19 protein-coding genes are annotated in these 26,270 nt (G+C 40.3%); 11 read left to right on the plus strand and 8 right to left on the minus strand.

Annotated elements, in window-relative coordinates; translation table 11 throughout:
- Positions 1-248 precede the first annotated feature (248 nt).
- The 3 genes from HH219_RS16115 (at position 249) to galU (ending at position 5,204) form a co-directional block, all read left to right on the plus strand.
- Positions 249-2,201 carry a nucleoside-diphosphate sugar epimerase/dehydratase gene (locus tag HH219_RS16115; protein ID WP_169328060.1) on the plus strand — a complete coding sequence of 651 codons (1,953 nt, stop codon included), beginning with the start codon at positions 249-251 and terminating at the stop codon, positions 2,199-2,201.
- A gap of 907 nt (positions 2,202-3,108) precedes the next feature.
- The gene (locus tag HH219_RS16120) at positions 3,109-4,275 is read left to right on the plus strand and encodes a nucleotide sugar dehydrogenase (protein ID WP_169328061.1); all 1,167 of its coding nucleotides are present in this window, start codon (positions 3,109-3,111) and stop codon (positions 4,273-4,275) included.
- A 20-nt stretch (positions 4,276-4,295) separates the two neighbouring features.
- The gene (gene galU, locus HH219_RS16125; protein ID WP_169328062.1) at positions 4,296-5,204 is read left to right on the plus strand and encodes a UTP--glucose-1-phosphate uridylyltransferase GalU; all 909 of its coding nucleotides are present in this window, start codon (positions 4,296-4,298) and stop codon (positions 5,202-5,204) included.
- A gap of 972 nt (positions 5,205-6,176) precedes the next feature.
- Here galU and HH219_RS16130 read toward each other — a convergent pair.
- The 4 genes from HH219_RS16130 to HH219_RS16145 form a co-directional block, all read right to left on the minus strand.
- Positions 6,177-8,249: a M13-type metalloendopeptidase gene (locus HH219_RS16130; RefSeq protein WP_169328063.1), complete on the minus strand. Its 2,073-nt coding sequence runs from the start codon at positions 8,247-8,249 to the stop codon at positions 6,177-6,179.
- A 238-nt stretch (positions 8,250-8,487) separates the two neighbouring features.
- Entirely contained in the window at positions 8,488-8,883 is a 396-nt protein-coding gene (gene mutT, locus HH219_RS16135) for an 8-oxo-dGTP diphosphatase MutT (RefSeq protein ID WP_054452747.1), read from the minus strand.
- A 161-nt stretch (positions 8,884-9,044) separates the two neighbouring features.
- Complete coding sequence (gene secA, locus HH219_RS16140) at positions 9,045-11,753, minus strand: preprotein translocase subunit SecA (protein WP_054204426.1); 2,709 nt, start codon at positions 11,751-11,753, stop codon at positions 9,045-9,047.
- A gap of 363 nt (positions 11,754-12,116) precedes the next feature.
- Entirely contained in the window at positions 12,117-12,599 is a 483-nt protein-coding gene (locus HH219_RS16145; protein ID WP_054204555.1) for a DciA family protein, read from the minus strand.
- Positions 12,600-13,171: 572 nt separating this feature from the next.
- Here HH219_RS16145 and HH219_RS16150 point away from each other — a divergent pair.
- The 4 genes from HH219_RS16150 (at position 13,172) to HH219_RS16165 (ending at position 18,876) form a co-directional block, all read left to right on the plus strand.
- Entirely contained in the window at positions 13,172-14,542 is a 1,371-nt protein-coding gene (locus tag HH219_RS16150; protein WP_169328064.1) for an MBL fold metallo-hydrolase, read from the plus strand.
- A gap of 95 nt (positions 14,543-14,637) precedes the next feature.
- Positions 14,638-15,519: an NTP transferase domain-containing protein gene (locus tag HH219_RS16155; RefSeq protein WP_169328065.1), complete on the plus strand. Its 882-nt coding sequence runs from the start codon at positions 14,638-14,640 to the stop codon at positions 15,517-15,519.
- 49 nt (positions 15,520-15,568) lie between these two features.
- Complete coding sequence (locus HH219_RS16160; RefSeq protein WP_054452932.1) at positions 15,569-16,642, plus strand: aminoglycoside phosphotransferase family protein; 1,074 nt, start codon at positions 15,569-15,571, stop codon at positions 16,640-16,642.
- A gap of 863 nt (positions 16,643-17,505) precedes the next feature.
- Entirely contained in the window at positions 17,506-18,876 is a 1,371-nt protein-coding gene (locus tag HH219_RS16165; protein WP_169328066.1) for a Gfo/Idh/MocA family oxidoreductase, read from the plus strand.
- 89 nt (positions 18,877-18,965) lie between these two features.
- Here the strand turns inward: HH219_RS16165 and yjgA are convergent, their stop codons facing one another.
- Positions 18,966-19,493, minus strand: coding sequence for a ribosome biogenesis factor YjgA (gene yjgA, locus HH219_RS16170; protein WP_054204422.1), 528 nt, complete (start codon positions 19,491-19,493; stop codon positions 18,966-18,968).
- Positions 19,494-19,627: 134 nt separating this feature from the next.
- Here yjgA and pmbA point away from each other — a divergent pair, with 134 nt between their 5' ends.
- Together pmbA and HH219_RS16180 are read left to right on the plus strand one after the other, a co-directional pair.
- Positions 19,628-20,977 (plus strand): metalloprotease PmbA, encoded by a 1,350-nt coding sequence (gene pmbA, locus HH219_RS16175; RefSeq protein ID WP_054204421.1) that lies wholly within the window; start codon positions 19,628-19,630, stop codon positions 20,975-20,977.
- Between the two features lie 241 nt (positions 20,978-21,218).
- Positions 21,219-21,635: a VOC family protein gene (locus tag HH219_RS16180; RefSeq protein ID WP_054452734.1), complete on the plus strand. Its 417-nt coding sequence runs from the start codon at positions 21,219-21,221 to the stop codon at positions 21,633-21,635.
- A 208-nt stretch (positions 21,636-21,843) separates the two neighbouring features.
- Here HH219_RS16180 and HH219_RS16185 read toward each other — a convergent pair whose 3' ends face one another.
- The gene (locus HH219_RS16185; RefSeq protein ID WP_054204419.1) at positions 21,844-22,500 is read right to left on the minus strand and encodes a LiaF domain-containing protein; all 657 of its coding nucleotides are present in this window, start codon (positions 22,498-22,500) and stop codon (positions 21,844-21,846) included.
- Positions 22,501-22,826: 326 nt separating this feature from the next.
- On the opposite strand from HH219_RS16185, the gene HH219_RS16190 reads away from it, so the two are divergent.
- Entirely contained in the window at positions 22,827-23,384 is a 558-nt protein-coding gene (locus HH219_RS16190) for a BON domain-containing protein (protein ID WP_054204418.1), read from the plus strand.
- A 61-nt stretch (positions 23,385-23,445) separates the two neighbouring features.
- Positions 23,446-23,604, plus strand: coding sequence for a YqaE/Pmp3 family membrane protein (locus HH219_RS16195; protein WP_064485887.1), 159 nt, complete (start codon positions 23,446-23,448; stop codon positions 23,602-23,604).
- Between the two features lie 907 nt (positions 23,605-24,511).
- Here the strand turns inward: HH219_RS16195 and mgtE are convergent.
- Together mgtE and HH219_RS16205 are read right to left on the minus strand one after the other, a co-directional pair.
- Complete coding sequence (gene mgtE, locus HH219_RS16200) at positions 24,512-25,870, minus strand: magnesium transporter (RefSeq protein WP_054204417.1); 1,359 nt, start codon at positions 25,868-25,870, stop codon at positions 24,512-24,514.
- Positions 25,871-25,991: 121 nt separating this feature from the next.
- Positions 25,992-26,264: an HPr family phosphocarrier protein gene (locus HH219_RS16205; RefSeq protein ID WP_169328067.1), complete on the minus strand. Its 273-nt coding sequence runs from the start codon at positions 26,262-26,264 to the stop codon at positions 25,992-25,994.
- Between the last annotated feature and the right edge of the window lie 6 nt (positions 26,265-26,270).

Raw genomic sequence — 26,270 nt, forward strand, 5'->3', positions numbered from 1 at the left:
TGATAGCTGATAGCTGATAGCTGATAGCTGATAGCTGATAGCTGATAGCTGATAGCTGATAGCTGATAGCTGATAGCTGATAGCTGATAGCTGATAGCTGATAGCTGATAGCTGATAGCTGATAGCTCCTAAGATCTAGCTAATTTAGTCTATCTACTCTATAATTCATGAAATTTTAACAAGTAAACGCACTATTTTGTGTACTTTATTTTTTAAATCAATCAAATACAAGAAAAAGGGAACTTGTTGTGGATAGCTACATCAGATCTATTTTAAATGCATCGCGTGGTACAAAGCGTGCCATAACGTTATTTATAGACTCACTTTTTATTGCGGCTGCATTTTGGCTGGCTTTAATTGTACGCTTAGATAGTCTTGCCCCTTTTAGCGATCTTGATAATTGGCTGCTTTTAGCTTTATTAATCCCTACTGCATTATTTGCATTTATTAACCTAGGCTTATATCGAGCTGTACTTAGATACATGAATGCACAAGCGTTATGGGCAATTGTATTAGGCACAGTTATAACAACAGTTAGCTTGGTGTTATTGTCGTTTTTTGTTGGTATTACTATCCCGCGTACTATGCCATTTATTTTTGCTTGGTTATGTTTATTAACTGTTGGTGGTTCGCGTGTATTGGTGCGAGCCATGATTGGTAAAATGGCCACTGCAAATAAAGAGTCGGTTATTATTTATGGGGCTGGATCTGCAGGGAGACAATTAGCCACTGCGTTAGGTGCTGGGCCTGAATATTATGTACGCGCATTTATTGATGACGACGAGACAAAGCAAGGTTCAATCATTCAAGGTATACCAGTAATTAACTTTAAAGGTATTTACGAACTAATTAATAAAGGTAAAGCGACTAAAGTTTTATTGGCTTTACCAAGTGCGACTCGAGCACGGCGTAAAGAAGTGTTAGCGCAATTAGAGCCGTTAACTATTAAAGTGTTGTCAATCCCTGGCATGGCCGATGTAGTTGAAGGTAAAGCTAAGCTATCAGAGTTTCGCGATGTTGAAATTGAAGATTTATTGGGCCGAGACCCAGTAACACCTAAACCTGAATTAATGGCTGCTAACATTACCGGTAAAGTAGTAATGGTGACAGGCGCTGGCGGTTCTATTGGGTCTGAGCTTTGTAGGCAAATAGTTAGGCAGCAACCTAAAAAATTAGTGTTATTTGAAATATCAGAATTTGGTTTATATTCAATAGAAAAGGAGCTAAATGAGTACATTATTAATAACAGTATTGATTTAGAGCTAATACCAATAATGGGCTCTGTGCAGCGCATTAATCGTATTGAAACAGTAATGATGGCATTTGGCGTACAAACGGTTTATCACGCTGCGGCTTACAAGCATGTTCCACTGGTTGAGCACAATGTAGTTGAAGGTGTGCGTAATAATGTATTTGGTACATTTTATGCGGCAAAAGCGGCTGCAAATGCGGGTGTTGAAACATTTGTATTAATTTCGACGGATAAAGCGGTTCGTCCAACAAATGTAATGGGCGCGACTAAGCGAATGGCTGAGTTAGTGCTACAAGGTTTAGCGCAAACTAAAGGTAAAGGTCATCGTACACGTTTTTGTATGGTGCGTTTTGGTAATGTACTTGGCTCGTCGGGCTCGGTTGTGCCGCTATTTCGTAGGCAAATTAAAGAAGGCGGACCTATTACGCTTACCCACCAAGATATAACCCGCTTTTTTATGACAATACCAGAAGCAGCGCAGCTTGTAATACAGGCGGGCTCTATGGGCAAAGGTGGTGACGTATTTGTGCTTGATATGGGCGAGCCAGTTAAAATTAAAGATTTAGCAAGTAAGATGATTCGTTTATCTGGCTTTGAAGTAAAAGATAAAACTAATCCTCATGGTGATATTGAAATTCAATGCACAGGCCTTCGTCCAGGTGAAAAGCTATATGAAGAGCTGTTGATTGGTGACAATGTTGGCCAAACTACTCACGAGCGTATAATGACAGCTAGTGAAGTTATGCTGCCTTTGCCTGAGTTAAATGTATTTTTAGAGGCACTCGACATAGCTTGCCATAACTTTGATCACCAAGTGATTCGCCAGTTATTGTTAGATGCACCAACAGGGTTTAATCCAACAGACGGTATTTGTGATTTAGTGTGGAATGCAAAACATGAATCACCTAACGAAGTGACCACTGCCAAGGTAGTCAATTTAAAAAATTGATAGGCGTTTTAATGTGTTGTAACAAAGGACGGTTATGAACCACATATTAATTACGGCTAAAGCTGGTTCCTACGGTATATTTACATGTAGGAGCGCGCTTTAGCGCCGATGTGTTGTACCTCGTGTTTAAAGCCCACCATTCGAGTTATTATCGAAATTACTGTTATAGCTATTATAACGACTATCACGGCTAAAGCCTGTTCCTACGGTATATTTACACGTAGGAGAGCGCTTTAGCGCCGATGTGTTGCGCCTCGCGTTTAAAGCCACTATTCGAGTTATTATCAAAATTACTGTTATACCCACTATCACGGTTAAAGCCCACCATTCGAGTTATTATCAAAAATTACTGTTATAACCACTATCACTGCTAAAGCCGATACCTATTATGTACCCTCATATCTCTTAAATCTCTTCGGGTTTATTCCCCGTCGCTTGCGGCGTAAAGGTTTTTTACCTTAGACTAATTAAGATACCCCTCTTCGCGAAGCGAATTTGAGCCTAAGCGAAAAGCCTTGGCGCGGGGTAGTTCATTGTTTCTTCTCTCATTTAATCTGCCGTAACTATGTAACAAATTTGCTATATGATCAGAAAAATTACAATAAAGCCATGTTTTAGTACCGTTTTGTTACCTGTTTATGGTACATTTCGCAAATATAAATCAAATATCACAAAAAAATCTGAAAGGGCTATGCTTAATAGCACATATTACATAATGTCTTTATCTACAATAATTATTAAAGGTATGAATGAGTCTGCAATTTTCAGCATTAGTTTATTTGTTTAGACGCATAATTTAAAAACTCTAGCTTAATGGCTTGAATATAAGCAAGTTAGAATTCGAAACTATAGGCACTAGGCTTGTAAGGTGCTAGGAAGCAATAATTTATAAATTTAAGGAGTTGAAATGAAAGTTGCTGTTGTTGGTACAGGTTATGTTGGCCTATCAAACGCCATGTTGCTTGCGCAAAATAATAATGTTATTGCACTTGATATTGATGAGCACAAAGTTGCACTATTAAAAAGCAAGCAATCACCTATTGTTGATGTTGAAATAAGTAATTTTTTGAAGAATGAAAACCTCGATTTTACAGCAACCAATGACAAAAAACTTGCCTTAGAAGGGGCTGAGTTTGTAATTATTGCGACCCCTACAGATTATGACCCAGTAACAAATTACTTTAATACTGGTTCGGTTGAGTCGGTTATTCAGGATGTTATAAAAATTAACCCAACTGCGACCATGATCATTAAATCAACAGTACCTGTTGGATTTACCGAATCAGTAAAGCAAAAATTTAATACAAACAACATATTGTTTTCACCTGAATTTTTGCGTGAAGGCAAAGCTTTGCATGATAATTTACATCCCTCTCGTATTATTGTGGGGGAGCAAAGTGAGCGAGCAAGAACGTTTGCTAACTTATTAGCGCAAGGTGCAATAAAGCAAGATATTGATATTTTGTTTACAGAATCAACTGAGGCTGAGGCTATTAAGCTTTTTTCTAACACTTATTTGGCTATGAGAGTTGCTTACTTTAATGAACTAGATAGCTACGCAGAGAGCTTAGGGCTAAGCGCAAAGCAAATTATAGAAGGTGTGGGTTTAGACCCTCGCATAGGTAATCATTATAATAATCCATCGTTTGGTTACGGCGGTTACTGCTTACCTAAAGATACTAAGCAATTATTGGCAAACTATAAGAATGTACCTAATAACATGATTGCAGCGATTGTTGATGCTAATACTACCCGTAAAGACTTTATTGCGTTTTCAATTATCAACCGCAATCCTAAGGTTGTGGGGGTGTATCGTTTAGTAATGAAAACGGGGTCTGATAACTTTAGAGCGTCCGCAATTCAGGGGATCATGAAGCGCATAAAAGCTAAAGGTATTGAAGTTGTGGTATATGAACCAGCTTTGAAAGATGATGCTTTTTTTAACTCTCGGGTAATAAAAGATCTAAATGAATTTAAAGAAATGTCAGATGTAATTATTTCAAACCGCATGGTTAAAGAGTTAGAAAATGTGGTTGATAAAGTATATACACGCGATTTATTCGGAAGTGATTAAAGTTAAATAAAGGACTAAATATGAAAGCTGTTATCCCAGTTGCAGGGTTAGGTACGCGCATGTTGCCAATGACAAAGGCAATTCCTAAAGAAATGCTACCAGTGGTTGATAAGCCACTTATTCAATATATTGTTAATGAATGTGTTGCTGCAGGAATAAAAGAAATTGTGCTAGTAACTCATAGTTCAAAAAATGCGATCGAAAACCATTTTGATACAAGTTTTGAGCTTGAAGCCACGTTAGAAAAGCGTGTTAAGCGTAAGTTATTAGATGAAGTACGCTCAATTTGCCCGCCAGATGTTACCATTTTACATGTACGCCAGGGCGAGGCTAAAGGATTAGGCCATGCAGTGTTATGCGCCAAACCAATTATTGGTGAAGATGATTTTGTTGTGGTTTTACCCGATGTAATTCTTGATGCCTATACAGCAGATCAAAAAACTCAGAACCTAGCCGCAATGATAGCTCGTTTTAAAGCTACGGCAGCTAGCCAGATCATGCTTGAGCCTGTACCACAACAAGACGTAAGTAAATATGGCATTGCAGACATTGGTGGTGTAGCTATTAGTGCCGGTGAAAGCGCAAAAATAAAAACGATGGTTGAAAAGCCGAGTATTGAAGATGCACCATCAAACTTAGCTGTTGTGGGTCGTTATGTTTTATCAAAAACAATTTGGTCGCTACTGGCTAAAACACCTATTGGCGCTGGCGGTGAAGTACAGCTAACCGATGCAATCGATATGCTTATGGAAAAAGAAGTCGTAGAGGCATTTCATATGAGTGGTCGTGCTCACGATTGTGGTGACAAACTTGGTTATTTGAAAGCGATTGTAGAATACGGTATGCGCGATGAAAACCTTGGTGAAGAGTTTTCAAGCTTTGTGACAGGTTTAGTACAGTCAGGTAATAAACATTTAAAGGCGGTTTAAAATAGTTATTTTGTAAAGCGATGGCATATATCACCGTTTTTTGTAAATTATAAAGCAATCACGGCTGAAGCCTGTTCCTACGGTATTACTTACACGTAGGAGGGTGCTTTAGCGCCGATGGTTTTACGCTGTATTCAAACGAATTATCATAGCCACAAATAAGCATTTTCACGGCTAAAGCCTGTTCCTACGGTATATTTACACGTAGGAGAGTGCTTTAGCGCCGATGGTTTACGCTATATTCAAACGAATCATTATAGCCACAAGTAAGAATTCTCACGGCTAAAGCCTGTTCCTACGGGTTACTTACACGTAGGAGAGTGCTTTAGCGCCGATGGTTTTACGCTGTATTCAAACGAATTATTATAGCCACAAGTAAGAATTCTCACGGCTGAAGCCTGTTCCTACGGTATTACTTACACGTAGGAGGGGGCTTTAGCGCTGATGGTTTTACGCTGTATTCAGGCGAATTATCATAGCCAAAAATAAGCATTTTCACGGCTAAAGCCTGTTTCTACGGTATTACTTACACGTAGGAGAGTGCTTTAGCGCCGATGGTTTACGCTATATTCAAACGAATTATCATAGCCAAAAATAAGCATTTGCACGGCTGAAGCCTGTTCCTACGGGTTATTTACACGTAGGAGAGCGCTTTAGCGACAATGGTTTTACTGTATTCAAGCGAATTATCATCGCCACAAATATGAATTCTCATGGCTGAAGCCTGTTCCTACGGTATTACTTACACGTAGGAGGGGGCTTTAGCGCCGATGGTTTTACTGTATTCAAACGAATTATCATAGCCAAAAATAAGCATTTTCACGGCTAAAGCCTGTTCCTACAACTACTTTTGTTTGGGCAATAAAAAGCCACCTATTTTAAGGTGGCTTTTTTGATCGCAAGAATGGTGATGTTAATTCTATTGAAACATTACTACTCTAACGAGCTAAATAACTTACAGTGTAATCGGTATTACCAGATCTTTACGCGATCTTCTGGTTTGATATACATTTTATCGCCTTCTTTTACGTCGTATGCTTTATAAAATTCAGGCATGTTCGATAAAATACCAATTACACGGTAATGGCTTGGTGAATGCGAATCTGTCATTAGGCGGTTACGTAACTCTTCGTCACGATACTTACGACGCCAAATTTGTGACCAACCCATAAAGAAGCGCTGATCGCCAGTGTAGCCATCAATAATCGGTGCTTTATCATTACCTAAAGATAGCTGATATGCAGTATAGGCAACGGTTAAACCGCCTAAGTCGCCGATGTTTTCACCTAATGTGAGCTCGCCATTAACATTGGCATCTTCAAATGGTTTATATTCGTTATATTGTGCGACTAACTGACCTGTACGCTCACCAAACTGCTTAAGGTCTGACTCACTCCACCAGTTACGTAAATTGCCGTCACCATCGTATTTAGCGCCTTGGTCGTCAAAACCATGACCAAGCTCGTGGCCAATTACAGCACCAATTGCACCATAATTTACAGCATCGTCAGCATCTAAGTTAAAAAATGGGGGTTGTAAAATCGCGGCTGGAAATACAATTTCATTATTAACCGGGTTGTAATAGGCATTAACGGTTTGTGGTGTCATGTGCCATTCAGAACGATCTACTGGTTTACCTAATTTTGCAATCATATCTGCGTATGACCATTCGCTATGGCGAATATAGTTACCTACGAGCTCATCAGCATTAATGCTTAGCGCTGAGTAGTCTTTCCAGTTGTCAGGGTAGCCAATTTTTGGTGTGAATTTATCGAGTTTTTCTTTTGCAGCAAGTTTAGTTTCTGGGCTCATCCATTCAAGGTTTTCAATTGCTACGCCATAGCCTTTGATCACGTTATCAACGAGTTCTTCCATACGCGCTTTTGCTTCAGGCGGGAAGTTTTCTTTAACGTAGACTTTGCCTAAAATTTCACCTAGCACACCATTTGAAGCATCAACAGCTTGCTTCCAAAGTGGCGCTTGTTCTTCTACGCCGCGTAATGTTGTGCTGTAAAAGTTAAAGTTTAAGTCAACAAGGTCTTTATTTAGTAGGCCTGCATAGTTGCTTACAAAGTGAAACTTAAGGTAATTTTGCCATGTTGTTACATCGGTTTTTGCGTAAATATCGGCAAATTTTTCAAAGTAACTTGGTTGACCCACGATGATATCAGTAGTATTCACGCCAGATGCTTTAAAATATTCAACAAGGTCAAAGCTTCCTGTTAATTTACTGGCATCAACTACGCTCATTTTATTGTATGTTTTAGTTGCATCGCGCTGCTCTACACGACTCCACTGCGCTTGTGCAATATTGGTTTCAAGTGCAACAATAGCTTTTGCTTGTTGCTCTGGTTTTTGTACACCAGCACGCTTTAATACTTCAGTTACGTAGGTATTATAAGCCGCGCGGATTTTAGTGAATTTTTCATCGTCTTTTAAGTAATAATCACGATCAGGCAAGCCTAAACCTGATTGATAAGCATACAAGGCATATTCGCTTGAATTTTTTGCGTCATTATTTACATACCAACCAAATGGAGCGCTGCCGCCTTGCATGCGAAGTTGCGCCATTAATGTAACGAGGTCAGACTTGTTTTTTACTGCGTCAATCGTATTTAGCTGTGTCATTAGCGGTGAAATGTTAAGTTCTTCACGCGCATTTTCGTCCATGTAGCTTTTAAAGAAAGCGCCAAGTTTGTACTCATCACTGCCTGGTTTTGCTGTTGTACTTGCCGCTGCTTTTTCAAGTACTGTTTTCATGGCTTTTTGTGATTCGTCATATAGCTGTGAAAATGAGCCGTAGTTAGATTTATCCCCTGGGATTTCTGTCGTTGCTAGCCATTGGCCGTTTACGTGGTAGTAAAAATCATCCTGAGCACGGACTGATTTATCCATGTTTGCTAATTCAATACCTGAATTTAATTGTTCAACCGGTGCGCTAACCGCCGCTGTTTCTGGGGCTTTTGTTTGTTCTTGTTTATCGCCACAGCCGACTAGTCCCAAAGCAAGTGCAATACTTGCTGCAGTAAGAGTTACTTTTTTCATGAGAGTCTCGTTTGTTAGTTGTTGTATGAATAATCAGTTAACCGAATAAATAAAGTATTTCGATTGAATATTCTCTGACCCCATCTTAAACCTGTTCGTAACAACAATAAACCAGTTACACGCAACGATAGTAGCTAATATGTAACAAAGTTTATTGAAGAGCAGAATCAAAGCTGTTCAAGCCGATGTAGGCGGGAGTTTACCTCGCGCGGTTTGGTGTTAATGCGCGAGGTGGAGTTTAAAATTGTGTTTTTATTTTTTCGATGATTTCTACATTGGCGGCGGGGAAGTTGTATTCGCTTAACTTATCAATTGCTACCCATGCGCTTAATTGGCCTTCGGCGCCATGTGCATCGCCGCTGAAGTCGGTGACAACATGCACGTCTAGTTTTACACATTTATCGCCATAATCATGCTCTATGACCATTAGCTGACTTGAGCTGTGAATCGTTAATGCTACTTCTTCAATAAGTTCGCGTTTTAGTGCCTCAAATACGGTTTCGCCGCTTTCTACTTTCCCACCCGGAAACTCCCATAAACCGCCTTGGTGTTTATCGTCCGGGCGTTTGCAAATAAATAATGTGTTGCCAGCTTTGATAACGCCAACGGCTACGTGGATTATTTTTTTTGTCATATTTTAATCTCTATTTTTTAATTAATCTGCGCGGCGTAAAGCCCCGCCTACGGTAAATATAAACGCCAAAGCCAGCTTATATCGGTTATTGTCACCTAATTATTTTCATAAAAAAAAGCGACGCAGGCGTCGCTTTTTAATTATTATTTAACAATATGTTGCTACTTTAATTTACCGCAACACTGTTTAAATTTTTGACCTGATTTACAAGGACATGGTTCGTTACGGCCAACTTTTGGCTCCGCACGAGCTGCGACTACGGCACCTTGTGGTGTTTCGCCGCCAACGTGCTCAACTTCTTCGTGTTGATATTCGCGAGGTGCGCTTTCGCTTTTGCGATGTTGCTCTTCGATTTTTTCAACGTCTTCTTCAGCGCGCACTTGTACTTTACTTAAAATACTTACTACGTCGATTTTAAGGTTTTCAAGCATCTCTGAGAACAATTCAAACGATTCACGCTTGTATTCTTGCTTAGGGTTCTTTTGTGCATAACCGCGTAAGTGAATACCTTGGCGTAAATGGTCCATTGCAGCAAGGTGATCTTTCCAATGTTGATCAAGGCTTTGCAGCATAATTGCTTTTTCAAACTGGCGAAGTACTGGTTCGCCAACTTGCTCTTCTTTTTGCTTGTATGCGGTATTGATCTCTTCTTCGATTCGTTCACGCAGCTTTTCTTCGTAAAGCTTGTTATCGTCTGCTAGCCATTGTGTGATTGGTAGCTCGATCAAGAAATCTTGTTTTAAGCGTTCTTCTAGGCCTGGGATATCCCACATTTCAGCAAGGCTTTGCGGTGCAATATATTGGTCAATTGTGTTACCAAGTACATCGCCACGAATAACCGTGATGGTTTCTGAAATATCGCCTTCAACAAGTAACTCATTACGTTGTGCGTATACAACACGACGTTGGTCGTTTGCTACGTCATCGTATTCTAGTAATTGTTTACGAACGTCAAAGTTACGTGCTTCTACTTTGCGTTGTGCGTTTTCAATTGCGCGGTTAACCCATGGGTGTTCGATGGCTTCGCCGCGTTGCATGCCGAGTTTACGCATCATGTTAGTCATGCGTTCACCAGCAAATATACGCATTAATGCGTCATCCATTGATAAGTAAAAACGGCTTGACCCAGCATCACCCTGACGACCAGAACGACCACGAAGCTGATTATCAATACGGCGAGATTCATGACGCTCGGTACCAATAATATGTAAACCGCCAGCTGTAATTACTGCATCGTGACGTATTTGCCATGCCGCTTTGATTTCAGCTATTTTTTCATCACTTGGGTTATCAAGTTTTTCAAGTTCGCTATTCCAGTTACCGCCTAACACAATATCAGTACCACGACCGGCCATGTTAGTTGCAATGGTTACTGTACCAGGTAAACCTGCATCAGCAACGATGTCGGCTTCTTGGGCATGGAACTTAGCATTAAGTACGTTGTGCTTAATTTTTTCTTTACGTAAAAATTGCGATAAGTACTCTGAGCTTTCAATCGAAATTGTACCTACTAATACTGGCTGGCCGCGCTCTTGGCAATCTTTAATATCGACTAAAATTGCTTCGTATTTTTCTTCTTGCGTTAAGTAAACTAGGTCAGCACGGTCATCGCGGATCATTGGCTTATTAGTTGGCATAACAACAGTATCAAGGCCGTAGATTGACTGGAACTCAAATGCTTCAGTGTCGGCAGTACCTGTCATACCAGCAAGGGTTTCGTAAATACGGAAGTAGTTTTGGAATGTGATTGATGCCAACGTTTGGTTTTCGTTTTGAATTTTTACACCTTCTTTAGCTTCAACAGCTTGGTGTAAACCTTCAGACCAACGACGCCCTTCCATTGAACGGCCTGTATGCTCATCGATAATGATTACTTCGTTTTCTTTTACAACGTAATCAACATCTTTTTGATAGAGCTTGTGAGCGCGTAATGCAGCATAAACATGGCTTAGTAAAGTGATACTACCTGCAGAGTAAAGCGAATCGCCTTCTGCTATTAAACCGCGCTCGGTTAGTAATTCTTCAACTTTAATTTGGCCGCGTTCAGTTAAATGAACTTGCTTAGATTTTTCATCGATTGTGAAATCGCCATCGCCTTCAATACCTTCTTCGTCTTCTTTTTCTTGTAGTTCAAGAGTAGGAACGATGGTATTGATTTCAGTGTAAAGCTCAGAGCTATCTTCAGCTGGGCCTGAAATGATAAGCGGAGTACGCGCTTCATCAATTAAAATTGAGTCAACTTCATCCACTACTGCGTAGTAAAGTGGACGTTGTACGCGTTCGTTAATGCTAAACGCCATGTTGTCACGTAGGTAATCAAAACCAAACTCGTTATTTGTACCGTAAGTAATATCGGCAGCGTAGGCTTCTTTTTTCTGCTGCGGCATCATACCTGGTACGTTGCAGCCAACTGTTAAGCCTAAAAATTCAAATAGTGGACGGTTTGTTTCAGCATCACGTTTTGCTAGGTAGTCGTTCACGGTAATAACGTGGACGCCTTTACCCGTTAAGCCACGTAAGTAAGCCGGTAAACTTGCAGTAAGTGTTTTACCCTCACCGGTGCGCATTTCTGCGATACGCCCTTGGTTTAGTACCATACCGCCAAGAAGCTGTACGTCAAAGTGACGCATGCTATTAACACGCTTTGATGCTTCACGTACCACAGCAAAGGCCTCTGGCAGAATGTCATCAAGGCTTTGTCCGTTATCGTAACGTTCTCTAAACTCTGCTGTTTTGGCTTTTAAATCTTCGTCTGAAAGCGCTTCTAGTTGCGTTTCAAGTGCGTTGATCAGCGCGACCGTCTTTCTTAAATTTTTAATAGTGCGGTCATTGCGACTACCAAAAATCTTGGTAAATAAATTAGATATCATGATAAAACCGTTACAATATATTCTTTGTTAGCCGATTATCAGCTAACCCATTTTGATATGCCCAAGCGTTTTGGGGTCATTACTAATTAATATACTGCTCATAAAAAGAACATATTAATTAGCAATTTTAATAAACGCTGCAAAATGCATCATTTATTACGTGCGTTACTATACCAGACTCTGCGAAACAACGAACCACCTGTTCATCAAGATGCCCATTTTTAACTGAAAAATTTCGTAAATACCGTAAAGATAACTTTAATCTTGCTCATTTATTACATTAACGATGAATATATGGAGGTGGATAAAATAAAATCAAGGGTGAAAACAAAGCAATTGGCTGGCTTATTATCAATGAGGTACTTACTTTTTCCCGTGCCGTGCGAGTCGCTCTAGTTTTGCTTTAAGCGAAGGAGGGGCGTTTGAGGCAATTGCGGTGAGGTAATCTGCTGTTTGTTCGCTCATGGGGGGGTGTTTAGCTGCGGGTGCGTTGTTATTCATTTTTGTAGTTGTGTTAGGGCTCAAGCGCTGCGTAGTTTGTGGATTTGCAGTAATTTTTATTTGCCCAAGCTCAGCCATGCCAGCAGCTCGAAAATGTGAAAGCATATCCATCTTTAAATAATTTAAACGCAGTGCGATAGGCGCTGATACCGCTTCGATCATAAGTGTGCCATCGCGATAGTTACTTACGCGACATTTACCGCCTAAATTAGCGCCTAAAAAATCACTCAGTAAAGTTTGCTGCTTATCGAGAGCTTGGCTTTTGCCTGCATATGACGCCAATCTGCCGCTGAGGCCCGCCATAATATCGTTTAATGGCTTTGGTGCGAACCTGTCTTTAGCCATGAAAACACCAGTATTTAGAACGAAGAAATTTATTTTAAATGATTGCAAATACAAAGCAATGATTAATGCTGGCATTTCAAATTAAGTAACCCCATCTGCGCTAAAGCGCGCTCCTACGTGCGGGTATATCGTAGGAACAGGCTTTAGCCGTGATACTCGTTGTGTTTGGCTGTGATGATTCTGTTTGACCGTTAATATTCTGCTTGAACATCGCATGAAACCTATCGGCGCTAAAGCGCTCTCCTACGTGCGGGTATATCGTAGGAACAGGCTTTAGCCGTGAAAATAGTTATGTTTGACTGTGATGATTCGGTTTGGGCCGTTAATATTCTGCTGAACATCGCACTAAACCCATCGGCGCTAAAGCGCACTCCTACGTGCGGGTATATCGTAGGAACAGGCTTTAGCCGTGATGATGGTTATGTTTGGCTGTTAATATTCTGCTGAACATCGCACTAAACCCATCGGCGCTAAAGCGCTCTCCTACGTGTGGGTATTATGTTTATCTCTTTTATTTTGTGCTGATATATTTTAATCTCGCTGTACATTGTTTAAACATATAAGGATATATTATGAATATTACACACCATGGAGCGGTGAATGGGGTGACGGGCTCTTGTCATCAACTCGACTATACAAGTACTGAATCGGTACTGATTGATTGTGGTATTTTTCAAGGTGAAGACGCGGGGCCGGATTTAGCAATCGATTTTGATATTTCTACCGTTACGGCATTAATCGTGACTCATTGCCATATTGATCATGTTGGCCGTATTCCTTATTTGTTTGCAGCTGGTTTTAGTGGACCCATTTTTACCTCAAAGGCATCAGCAAGCTTGTTGCCCTTGGTGATTGAAGATGCACTTAAAGTGGGTGTAACGCGAGATCAAAAAATCATAGATGCCTGCTTAAGTTTACTTGAAAAACGTATTGTCGCTGTTGAATTTAATCAGTGGTTTGAGTTACCTGGCAGTAATGAGTTACCCCTTACAAAGGCTCGGTTTCAGCGTGCTGGGCATATTCTTGGTTCAGCTTATGTTGAAGTCGATGTAGGGGTAAAGCCTACTGTTCAGCGTGTGGTGTTTTCTGGTGATTTAGGCGCGCCTTATACGCCGCTGTTACCAAGCCCCAAAGCGCCTTATAAGGCTGATGTGCTCGTGATTGAATCAACCTACGGCGATAAAAACCATCAAGGGCGAAAAGAGCGAACATCAACGCTTAAAAAAGTGATTGAAAAAGCGGTTGCAGACAACGGCGTTGTATTAGTGCCTGCTTTTAGCATTGGGCGTACGCAGGAGTTACTCTACGAGTTAGAGCAAATTATTCACAGCGCCCGTAAAAACCCATCTTGGCAAAGTATTAATGTGATTGTTGATTCACCTATGGCGGCTAATTTTACGAGTAAATATCGAGAGTTTAAAAGTCTATGGGATGATGAAGCTAAAAAGCGTTTAGCGAACGGCCGTCACCCGTTAGATTTTCAACAATTACATACTGTTGATAGCCATAAAGAGCATCTTGCAGTGATTGAGTATTTAAGTAAGCGAGACGAAGCTGCAATTGTTATTGCCGCGAGTGGCATGTGCACAGGTGGCCGAATTGTGAATTACCTGAGCCGATTTTTGTCAGATAAAACAACGGATATAATTTTTGTTGGTTACCAAGGCCGTGGAACACTTGGTCGAGACATTCAAACATATGGCCCACGTGGGGGTTATGTGCATATTAACGACAGTAAAGTGACTATACGCGCTAAAATTCACACAATTAGTGGTTACAGCGCTCACGCAGATCAAAAAGGCTTAGTTAAGTTTGTAACAGGAATGCGCAAAAAGCCTGTTTTGATTAAAATTGTGCACGGCGATGAACAAGCAAAGCAAGCATTAGCGCAAAAGTACAAGGCTATTTTAGGGCAGGCAACCGCAGTCGAAATTGCAAAATAGTTGTTATTTAGATAACTATATTTGGGTATAGAGACAAGTGCTAAAACTGATACACTAAGGTCGTTAAGAATCGAGAATAATAAAAATGGTTGAAAATGAATATTAAAAAACATGATTTGAGTTTAGTTATATTGGCGGGCGGCTTAGGCAGTCGCTTTGGTGGCAACAAGCAAATTGCTGAAATATCAGGATTAGGCTGTACCATCATGGAGTTAAGTATTGCAGATGCATATGCAGCGGGTGTGACTCAAGTGGTTATTATAATCAACCAGGCTGTTCGCAGTGAAATAGAGCAGGTTATTTTACCGCGTCTGCCTTTAGATCTTGACGTGGTGTTGGTTGAACAGCGAATTGATTTAGTACCAGTGCAATTTAAAGCACTGGTTGATGAACGTGTAAAGCCTTGGGGCACGGGTCATGCGTTATTGTGCGCAAAACAGCATGTACATAATCCTTTTATTGTGATTACCGCTGATGATTATTATGGAACTTCGTCATTTAATTTATTGGCTGAACATTTTAAATTACACTCAGATTGGGCGATGGTTGGTTACCCAATTATCAATACTTTATCTGATCAAGGAGGTGTTAATCGAGGTGTTTGCAAGATCCAAAATAACCAGCTTATAAATGTTATTGAGTTTTTAAACATAAGCATAGAAAACAACTCCCTTATGGGTGAAAACCCACAGCAACAGCGGGTTCACATTGCTGATGACGCGCTAGGTTCAATGAGTTTTTGGGGGTTAACGCCTTCATTTTTCAATAGATTAGAAATCGGTTTTGATAACTTCCTGCAAAAATATGACAACGGTGTCAAAATGGAGTATTATTTGCCTGATCAAATTCAACAAACGATCACAAACAATCAACAAAGTGTCACCGTTTATACTGCGCAAGAGTCCTGGTATGGAGTGACCTATAAATCTGAATTACAGGATGTTGCGAGTAAATTATATGAATTACGTCATGGATGAAATAGCACCGATCTTGCCTTTTTCTGGGCACAAAAATAGCGAAGTAAGTATGAAGTCAAATCCCACTGCGGTTTACTTGTCTGAGAATTTTGGTCTAGGCAATGAACGTGTCAGCATGAAGCCGATTGGAAGTGGCCATATTAACAGCACTATGCTGTTAAGCGTGCCTAGCAAGTCGTTAGTAGTCCAAAAACTCAACACCGACGTTTTTCCTGAACCAGATATGCTGGTTAAAAACGCACGTTTAATTGAATCCCATTTAACGCAAAAGCATCAAGTAGGCGAATATAATTTAGATATTATTCGTCATGTTGCGACGGTTGGCGATGATTATTTAGTAGAATGTGAACAAGGTTTGTGGCGTGCGCTCGAATTTATTGGCGGCAGTTATAGTGAAGATGTAGTGGCAAATACTTCACAAGCAGAAACTGCGGCCAATGCATTTGGCCAGTTTGCTGTTGCGTTAGAAGATTTTGATGCGAAGCAGTTACACCATGTTATTCCTGATTTTCATAATTTAGCAATGCGCGCTGAAAAATTAACAGACGTTATCAAAGCTGATCCTGAAAACCGTTTAGCAAGTTGCCAGGCAGAGGTTGATTTTTGCTTATCTCAATTTGGTTTAATTGATGAATTAAAAGCATTGAAAGGGGTTGTACCAATTCGCCCTTGTCATAACGATACTAAAATTAACAACATGTTGTTTTGTAATAAATCACATGGTGCAAAAGCCGTTATTGATTTAGACACCTGCATGCCAGGTTATTGGCTTTATGATTTTGGTGATATGGTGCGAACTTTTTGTTCTCCAGAACAAGAAGATTCAACAAACTTAGCAAACGTGCGTGTGCGTGAAGACATTTTTGAAGCGGTTGTTAAGGGATATGTAGAACCTTTAAAAGACCTCATCACTGAACAAGAAAAGCAAAGTTTTTGGTTAGGCACAAAGGTAATGACGTTTATGATTGGTTTACGCTTTTTAACTGATTACATTGATGGTGATCATTATTTCTCGATCAAGCATGCGAATCATAACCTCGAACGTGCGCAAAATCAGTTTGCGTTATATCGTGATATTCTAGCTAAAAAAAGCACGCTTAAAGCTATGTTAAGTGATGTTTAACTAGTTTTCATTGAATCACAACAGATAACCCTTAAGAGCCGCATTTGCTCTTAAGGGGTTGTATTTTGATAAACCCTATCGGCGCCAAAGCGCTCTCCTACGTGTAGGTATATCGTAGGAACAGGCTTCAGCCGTGATTGCACTCTCTATTTTGATTTAATCTTATATTGTGTGATTTCCCCCATCGGCGCTAAAGCGCTCTCCTACGTGTAGATATATCGTAGGAACAGGCTTTAGCCGTGAAAATAGTTATTTTTGGCTGTGATGGATTCGGTTTTAATACCGTGCGAAATCCTATCGGCGCTAAAGCGCTCTCCTACGTGCAGATATATTGTTGAAACAGGCTTGAGCCGTGATGATGGTTATTTTTGGCTGTTAAGGTTCTGTTTGAGTACCTGTGCGAAATCCATCGGCGCTAAAGCGCTCTCCTACGTGCAGGTATATCGTAGGAACAGGCTTTAGCCGTGAAAATAGTTATTTTTGGCTGTGATGGATTCGGTTTTAATATCGTGCGAAACCCTATCGGCGCTAAAGCGCTCTCCTACGTGCAGATATATTGTTGAAACAGGCTTGAACCGTGATAATGGTTATTTTTGGCTGTTAAGGTTCTGTTTGAATACCTGTGCTAAATCCATCGGCGCTAAAGCGCTCTCCTACGTGTAGGTATATCGTAGGAACAGGCTTTAGCCGTGATGATGGTTATTTTTGGCTGTTAAGGTTCTGTTTGAATACCTGTGCGAAATCCATCGGCGCTAAAGCGCTCTCCTACATTAATCTCCTTTTTCTGCTATCTATCCCTATCAGCTTTACCTCTTAACCTGTTTTAGGTAAGTTAAAAACAGGTTAATTCAAGGATAATAATAATGAAGCAGTTTAATCGTCGAGACTTTTTAAAAGCGGCTAGTGCAGCGGCTGCAGCAAGTGTTGTGGCAGGGTGTGCAAGTGGCGTTAATGGCGGAGCAGTTACGCCAGCACAGCAAGGGCGTTCAGTTATTGGTTTAATTGCACCAAAAATGGATGTTGTACGAGTGGGCTTTATAGGTGTAGGCCAGCGTGGTTATGGTCATGTAAAACGCATGAGTCATATTGCGGGTACTAAGATAACAGCCATTTGTGATACGCATACAGAAGTACTCGAACGTTCAGCAAAATTCTTAACAGATAAAGGCCTTCCAAAGCCTGCGCTATATTCAGGAGCTGATAACGCCTATCAAGAAATGCTTAATCGCGATGATATTGATATTGTTATTATTTCAACCCCCTGGGCATGGCATGCTCCGATGGCGATTGATACCATGAATAGCGGTAAGCACGCATTTGTTGAAGTACCACTGGCATTAACAGTTGAAGAAATGTGGCAAATTGTCGATACCGCAGAGCGCACCCAAAAGAACTGTATGATGATGGAAAACGTCAACTACGGCCGCGATGAGTTAATGGTATTGAATATGGTTCGCCAAGGTGTATTTGGCGAGTTATTGCATGGTGAAGCGGCGTATATTCATGAGCTACGTTGGCAGATGAAAGAGCTTGAGCATAAAACGGGCTCTTGGCGTACTGCGTGGCATGCTCAGCGTGATGGTAACTTATACCCAACACATGGCTTAGGGCCGGTATCACAGTATATGAATATTAACCGTGGCGATCGTTTTGATTTTTTAACGTCGATGAGTTCACCCGCTTTAGGCCGCAGTGCTTACGCTAAAAAAGAGTTTCCTGCAGATCATCAACGCAATCAACTTAACTACATCGCTGGTGACATGAACACCACACTTATCAAAACAATCAAAGGGCGCAGTATTATGGTCCAGCACGATACGACTACACCAAGGCCTTATTCTCGTCATAATTTAATTCAAGGCACTAATGGTGTATTTGCTGGTTTTCCAAATCGTATCGCGCTTGAAGAAGGCGGCTCTAAGAGTTTTCATGAGTGGGATTATGAAATGGAAGGTTGGTATAAAAAATATGACCATCCGTTATGGACTAAAATGGGTGAAGAAGCGCAGCGTAATGGCGGGCATGGCGGCATGGACTTTTTAATGTTTTGGCGCATGATTTATTGTTTACGCAATGGCGAAGCTTTAGATCAAGATGTATACGATGGCGCAGCATGGTCGGTCATATCGCCGTTATCGGCGCAGTCAGTCAGCAACCGAAGTGCATCAATTGATATCCCTGATTTCACTCGGGGTGCTTGGAAAAATGCCCAACCATTAGGTATTGTTAGCTAGGCTAGGGCGTCAGCGCTTTAGTGTACAAATAAAAAAGCCCATTAATACGTTGTATTAATGGGCTTTTTTAATATCAATAATATTTAATATTATGACATTATTGTTTCTTTTAAATACTGAAAAAGCTCTTTATAGCCTCGTGCTGGCTTTTCTGCTTTAGCTTCTTTGGCAGCATTACGCACTAATTGACGCATTTTTTGACGCTCTAGTGCAGGGTAATCTTCAATTGTTTGATTAATTAAATCATCACCTTGTGCTATTAAGTCACTACGTAATTGCTCAATTTTTTTAATCATAACTTCAGCCTGATTATTTTTATTAAGCATGATGTCGATAATCGCTTTTATGTCTTCGATGTTTTCAACAGTACGTAATGTTTTTGCTATGTAGTTTAGGTGGCGACGGTATGCATCGCTCTTGTTACTGATTTTATCAGCAACAACCATTGCAGCTTTTAAATCGTCATTTAAGGGTAAGCGTTCGCGCTGCTTTTTCCCCATTTTGGCAATTTCGGAACCTAACTGATGAAACTCTTGCGCTTCGCGTTTGAGTTCACTTTTTGATACATAGATAATTTCTTCTTCAATTTCAGCAGGCTTGCCTTTTTTCTTCGCCATGGGGTGCTCATATAATAACGTTAACTGTCGGCATTATACGCGATTCTTTTAATGATTAATATTAGCTGATGCAATGCGATGAGTGTGTTAGCATTTAAGTATATTGTAAGCGTTACAAGCTCAGGACCTAAAATATGAAAAGCCAACAGCAAGATCCTATTTACACTCAGATTTCTCAAGTCAAAGATGCCGTGGCAGAAGTGCTAGAGCATGCAAAAAAACTTGGTGCAACTGGAGCCGAAGCGGCAATGTCGAGCACATCGGGTTTATCGGTAAGCACACGTATGGGTGAGGTCGAAACGATTGAGTTTAACCAAGACGGTGGATTGGGGATCAGCGTTTATGTTGGCAATCATAAAGGGTCTGCATCAACGGCTGATTTAAATCCTAAAACGTTACGTACCGTCGTCGAAAAAGCAATTGATATTGCAAAGTTCACATCTGATGACCCGCATAATGGTGTTGCCGATAAGGAATTACTTGAATTTGCTCCACTTGATTTAGATTTATACCACCCATGGGATGTGAGCCCTGAAGAGGGTATCGAGTTATGTCATGCGGCAGAACAAGCTGCACTCAATGCTGATGAGCGCATTGTGAATTCTGACGGCGCTAGTTTTTCATCACATCAAGGCTTACGAGTATATGGTAATAGCCATGGCTTAATCACTGGTTACCCGCGCACACGTCATAGCATTAGCACTATGGTGATAGGTAAAGATGGCGAACAAATGCAGCGTGATTCTGCGTACACTGTAGCACGTGACCAAGCAGGGCTAAATGATGCAGCTTCAGTTGGCCTGGAAGCTGCCACTGAAACGTTAGCAAAACTTAATAGTCAAAAGTTAGGCACCATGAAAGTCCCGGTTGTTTTTAGAGCTGATATTGCCAACTCATTGTTTGGGCATTTAGTGTCGGCTATTGGCGGTGGTGCACTATATCGTAAATCGAGTTTTTTATTAGACAGCTTAGGTAAACAGGTATTTAGCAATTGCGTTAATATTTCAGAACGTCCGCATATTTTAAAAGGCTTAGCGTCATCTCCTTTTGATAGTGAAGGTGTAAAAACAATTGATCGTGAGATCATTCAAGGTGGCCAGTTACAAACTTATTTATTAGCGAGCTACGCTGCACGTAAGATGAATATGACACCAACAGGCCATGCTGGTGGCATTCATAATTGGTTGGTTGAGCAAACTCATGCTGATTTAGCTGCATTATTAAAAACAATGGGCACAGGCTTATTGGTTACAGAGCTAATGGGCCAAGGTGTTAACACAGTAACGGGTGATTACTCTCGTGGCGCAGCGGGTTTCTGGGTTGAAAATGGTGAAATTCAATATCCAGTGAGTGAAATTACCATTGCCGGTAAGTTACAAGATATGTTTAAGGCAATTAGTGGAATTGGTGGCGATATAGAGCGTCGTGGTGGTATTCAAACAGGCTCGGTATTGATTGAACAAATGCAGGTTGCGGGAAGTTAGGTTAAAGCTTGAAGTTGTAAGCCGTAAGCCGTAAGCCGTAAGCCATAAGCATAACATTGCGCGAGGTAAACTCCCGCCTACAGGTATGATTAACTCAGATATTTAAATTTGCGTAGGCGGGGCTTTATGCCGCGCAAATCGGTTATCTTTTTATTATCCAATTTTAAATAAAAACACTTTACCTCAACTATTGTTGAGGTTTTATTGTGACTTAAATTATTTTAAATAAAGGGTATTTATTATGTATTTAGAGCACGTAAATTTGGTGGTGAGTAATGTTGATGAGATGCTACATTTCTATAAGGCCGCTTTTCCACATTGGTCAATCAGAAGCGAAGGGCGAGGTGATTGGCATGGAAAACCACGTAAATGGTTGCACTTTGGAGATGATCGCCAGTATCTAGCACTTAGCGATAATGGTGAGCAACCTAATCGTAATCTAACAGGACACCAAGTTGGCCTTGCGCATTTTGCTTATGTGACTAGTAATATAGCTGCGGTTATTTCGCGTTTAGAAAATGCGGGTTATAGCATTGCTAAACCAGGTGCAGATAATCCATTCAGGAAAAATGTGTACTTTATTGATCCTGCTGGTTTTGAAGTAGAGTTTGTTGAGTATTTAAGTGATATTCCCTGTGAGCGAAATAACGATTTATGATTTGGAACAAAATTCAAACCGAATCATCACAGCCAAACACAGCTATCATCACGGCTAAAGCCTGTTCCTACGATATACCCGCACGTAGGAGAGCGCTTTAGCGCCGATAGGTTTCATGCGGTATTCAAGCAGAATATTAACGGTCAAACATAACCATTATCACGGCTGAAGCCTGTTCCTACGATATACCTGCACGTAGGAGCGCGCTTTAATACTTATCTTTTCCTTGCCAGCTTGTTTTTAGGCTGTTGGCAAAGCTGACAAACTTTTCTTTTATTGTGCGTTTAATTTTTATTTCAACTGAGCCAAGCACCACTTTGCCTTCAATGGTAATTGTTGGCCCTTGATGTTTATTGAGCGACACCGATTTATTTTCGACACTACCAACAACACTGAATATTTTAGAAACCACGTTAACATGCTCAGGTACATAAATTTCGTCACTGCCTAATAAGCAATTTACATGGATAGTAATGTGTTGGTGCTGAAAAATAGCATCTGTAAAATCTAATTCTATTGAACCAAGTAGGTTAGTAAGATGGATCACCTTTGGCACAACCCACTGGCCACTGCGTTCGTTTGACCCAAGAATACTACGTAGGTGCAGTCCTTCATCACTAGTGTTGTTACTGTAGTTAGGAGAAAACTGGGCACGTTTTTCAGATTGATAGCTACTGTCGGCTTTTAATTCTAAGTCACTCACCAGATCGATTAGAGTTTGGTTGTTTGTGGCTTCCATTGCTTGGTCCAATCGACGCTCAAAGGCTTCTGCAGAAATAACCGCGTGGCTGTAGTTATAGATTAATTGATCAATAACTTGTTCACGCACTTGTTCAATTGGGCGATCTTCTAATTTTACAGTCATGAGTTTTCCTTTGAGTGACTATGTTGTTTTGTAATGGCTCTTTTGTAAAGCAAAGCTTAGGCCATTTTTTTAGTTGTTAAAAATCAGCTGTTTATTTATTTCAAAGATACTTTACCTTTTTAAATTAATGAAATATTAACGAACAACACTATTAATTGGTTTATTTAACAACCATGAGAACAAATTACTTAATAGCCTGTAAATTATTACCACATGTGGAAAGAGAGATAAACTAGATTCCTCTTAAGTTGTTGATATTAAAAGTTTAAAAAGTTGGCCTGATGTTCGCATTACTCTAATTGTCTTAAATCAAAAGGAAAAAGATTATGAAAACATTTAACAAATCTATTATTGCCGCTTTAGTTCTTGGTACAACTGCTATGAGTGCTCAAGCAAGTAGCTGGGAAAATGAAAGTAAAGATGCTTGGATTGATGGAAAGGCGGAAACAGTTCTTTTAATGAACACTAACCTAAACAATTTTGACATTAACACAGATGTAAAAAATGGCAAGGTTGTACTGACAGGTAAAGTTGAAAGCGAGCTTGATAAAGAGTTAGCTGAAGAACTAGTACTAAGTCTTGATGGTGTACTGGGCGTAAATAATGAGCTTACCGTTGTAAAAAATGCTGAAATCAAGCACAACGATAACGATAGCGTTGAAAGTGACTTAACTGACGCAAAGATTAGTACTGTTATTACTACACGTTATTTATTCAACTCAGAAGTTGGCGGTACAGATATTGATGTAGATACTGACAAAGGTGTTGTGACACTCAATGGTACAGTAGACTCTGATGCTGAAAAGCAACTTGCGGTTAAAATTGCTAAAAATGCTGAAGATGTACGTGATGTAGTTGATAATTTAACTATTATCGCAGAATAATTTTAGTTAGAAACGCCCAGCTAGGCTGGGCTTTCTACTCTTATAACAAGGAGTGTAAACAATGGATTTAATACGTATTTTATTATCGGTTTTAATTCCGCCTTTAGGTGTGTTTTTACAAGTTGGCCTAGGTGCACAATTTTGGATTAATATTTTATTAACGCTATTAGGTTATTTTCCAGGCCTAATACATGCAATATACATTATTGCGAAACGTTAAATTTATTAGTTAGCGACAAGGAATGAACAGCAAGGACGGTAGCATATTCAAACCATTTCAAAATATGAATTTCTGTATCTTGAGGTTGTTTGGGTATATAAAGCGTAGCAGGAGATCTTTATGGAAAAGGTAGCGCAACACAATCAGGAAGAAAAAACACGCCTCCCAAAAGCGTTATGGACAGCGCAACAGTGGAAGCGAGTTATTTATATGACTCAAGGAATGAACAAATAATCAAGTTGATTAGTTAAGGATAATAAAAACTACAAGGATTGGCTCAGGAGTTAAAAGGATATTTATATTTATACGGACATTTTTGGAACTGCCTATTTAAGGTATGTGTTTGCACAAGGATCAAAAAGGATTTTAGCTAGGATGTTTACATTCAAATTATAAGTGCATGCTATTTACTAATAGAGAGCATGCACTTATGACTCACCAGAATTCTTCAGTATTAACTTACGTCCCAAATTTTAAGAAAATCCGCGCAAGGTAAATCCTGCCTGAGGCCGTGGTTAAATCATAGCAGTTTAAATTTGTGTAGGCGGGTCTTTATGCCGCGCGAATTTTTGGAAAAGATATTCGGTTCTAGGAAAGTAATAGATTCTAAGAAAGTAATAAACTAGTCGGGATATATGCTTTTTCTGTGTTGTTTCAGGCAGTGCGCGAGGTAAACTCCCGCCTACGGCCGTGGTTAAAATCATAGCAGTTTAAATTTGTGTAGGCGGAGCTTTATGCCGCGCGAATTTTTAAAAGATATTTGGTTCTAGGAAAGTAATAGATTCTAGGTAAGTAATAAACTAGGCGGGATATATGCTTTTTCTGTGTTGTTTCAGGCAGTGTGCGAGGTAAGCTCCCGCCTACAGCCATGGTTAAAATCACTGTTTAAATTTGTGTAGGTACGCTCTTAGACGAGCAGCCAGGTTGCGGTTCCTAAGAATGCGAATATGCCGACAATGTCTGTAACGGTTGTCAGTACTACGCTACCAGCAAGGGCGGGATCTATTTTCATTCTTTTCAAGATCAGTGGGATACTTGCACCAGCGATGCCCGCAGCAACTAGATTCATAAACATTGCAAATGCGAGTACGCCACCAAGTTTAAAGTCCCACTGCCAAATTGCGACTACACCTGCTATCAGAATTGACCAAACAATACCGTTAATCGCGCCAATAGCGAGTTCTTTCATAAGTAAGAAACGTTGGTTAGTTTGGTTTATATGACCAACGGCAATACCACGTATTACAAGTGTTAATGTTTGGCTACCCGCAACGCCACCCATTGAAGGCACTATGCCATTCAATACAGCAAGGATAGGTAGGATTGCTAAGGTGTTTTCAAAAAAGCTGGCAACAATAGCTGCCATAAGTGCTGTTAATAAGTTAACTCCCAGCCAAATAGAGCGTTTTTTAGAGCTTTTTAATACGGGGGCAAAGGTGTCTTCTTCATCATCAAGACCCGCCAAGCTTAATAGGCTATGCTCGGCGTCTTCTCGGATAACGTCAACGATATCATCGATTGTAATACGACCAAGTAGATGGTCGTTATCATCAACAACAGGTGCTGATATCCAGTTATGGCGCTCAAATAGTTGGGCTACTTCCGTTTCATCCATTGAAATAGGAATGGACTCACAATCTTCATCCATAAAATCACGAATGATCTTATCCGGCGAATTAGTCAATAATGTGGTTAGTGACATAGCACCTATAAAGCAGTTGTTTTTATCAACGACATAAAGGTCATCGGTGCCCTCTGGTAGTTCACCTCTTAAGCGTAAATAACGAAGTACCACGTCGATAGTGACATCTGGACGAATGGTTACGGTATCTGTATTCATCAGCGCACCAGCAGAGCGCTCTTGATATGAAAGAGCTTGCGTTGCGCGTTCTCTGTCTTGGCTATCCATTGCGCTAACAACGTCTTGATAAACAGTGTCAGGCAGGCTCCTTAGCACTTCACCTAAATCATCATGCCCCATGTCTTCAGTGGCCGCAGCAATATGCTCCGGTTCCATTTGGGCGATAATACCTAAACGAACATCTTCTGAGAGTTCTTCGAGTACGTCACCTTGAACATCAGGGTCAACTAGTTGCCATAGTTGGGTACGAGTTTTATGGGGGGATGACTCAAGCAGTAATGCGGTGTCACATGGAGCTGTTTTTGCCAACATACGCCTAACTTGAACAAACTGACCACTGTTAAGTGACTTAGTCACTTGTTTTAGTTGTTGTAGTGGGTAATCTTGTTCAAAAGCTTCAGGCATTGGCGTCCTTAAATAATTAATACACTTTTAGGGTAGGGTAGACTTCGATAATTAAGCAGGCTGATTGTTATAACCAACATGCTTATTCAGTTTATCGCAATTTGTAAAGCGATACTACGAGCTATTCTTGCTCGTTAAATTTCTGTGCAATAAGTTGCCCTATTGCCGCTAGTGCGGGTTCTGCATCGGGGCCTTCGCACACTACTTTTACTTCTTTTCCTTGGCTACTTTCAAGTAACATTAAGCCTAATACGCTATCTCCAGCGGCTTTTTTGTTATCTTGATGAAGCGTAATACTGGCATCGAACTGCACGGCTAGTTGCGCTAATACACTGGCTGCACGGGCGTGTAAACCAAGCTTATTTTCTATTAAAAATGTATCTTCTAAACGCATTGGTTT

The organism is Pseudoalteromonas sp. NEC-BIFX-2020_015, from assembly GCF_012952265.1.
GTDB classification, from domain to species: domain Bacteria; phylum Pseudomonadota; class Gammaproteobacteria; order Enterobacterales; family Alteromonadaceae; genus Pseudoalteromonas; species Pseudoalteromonas neustonica.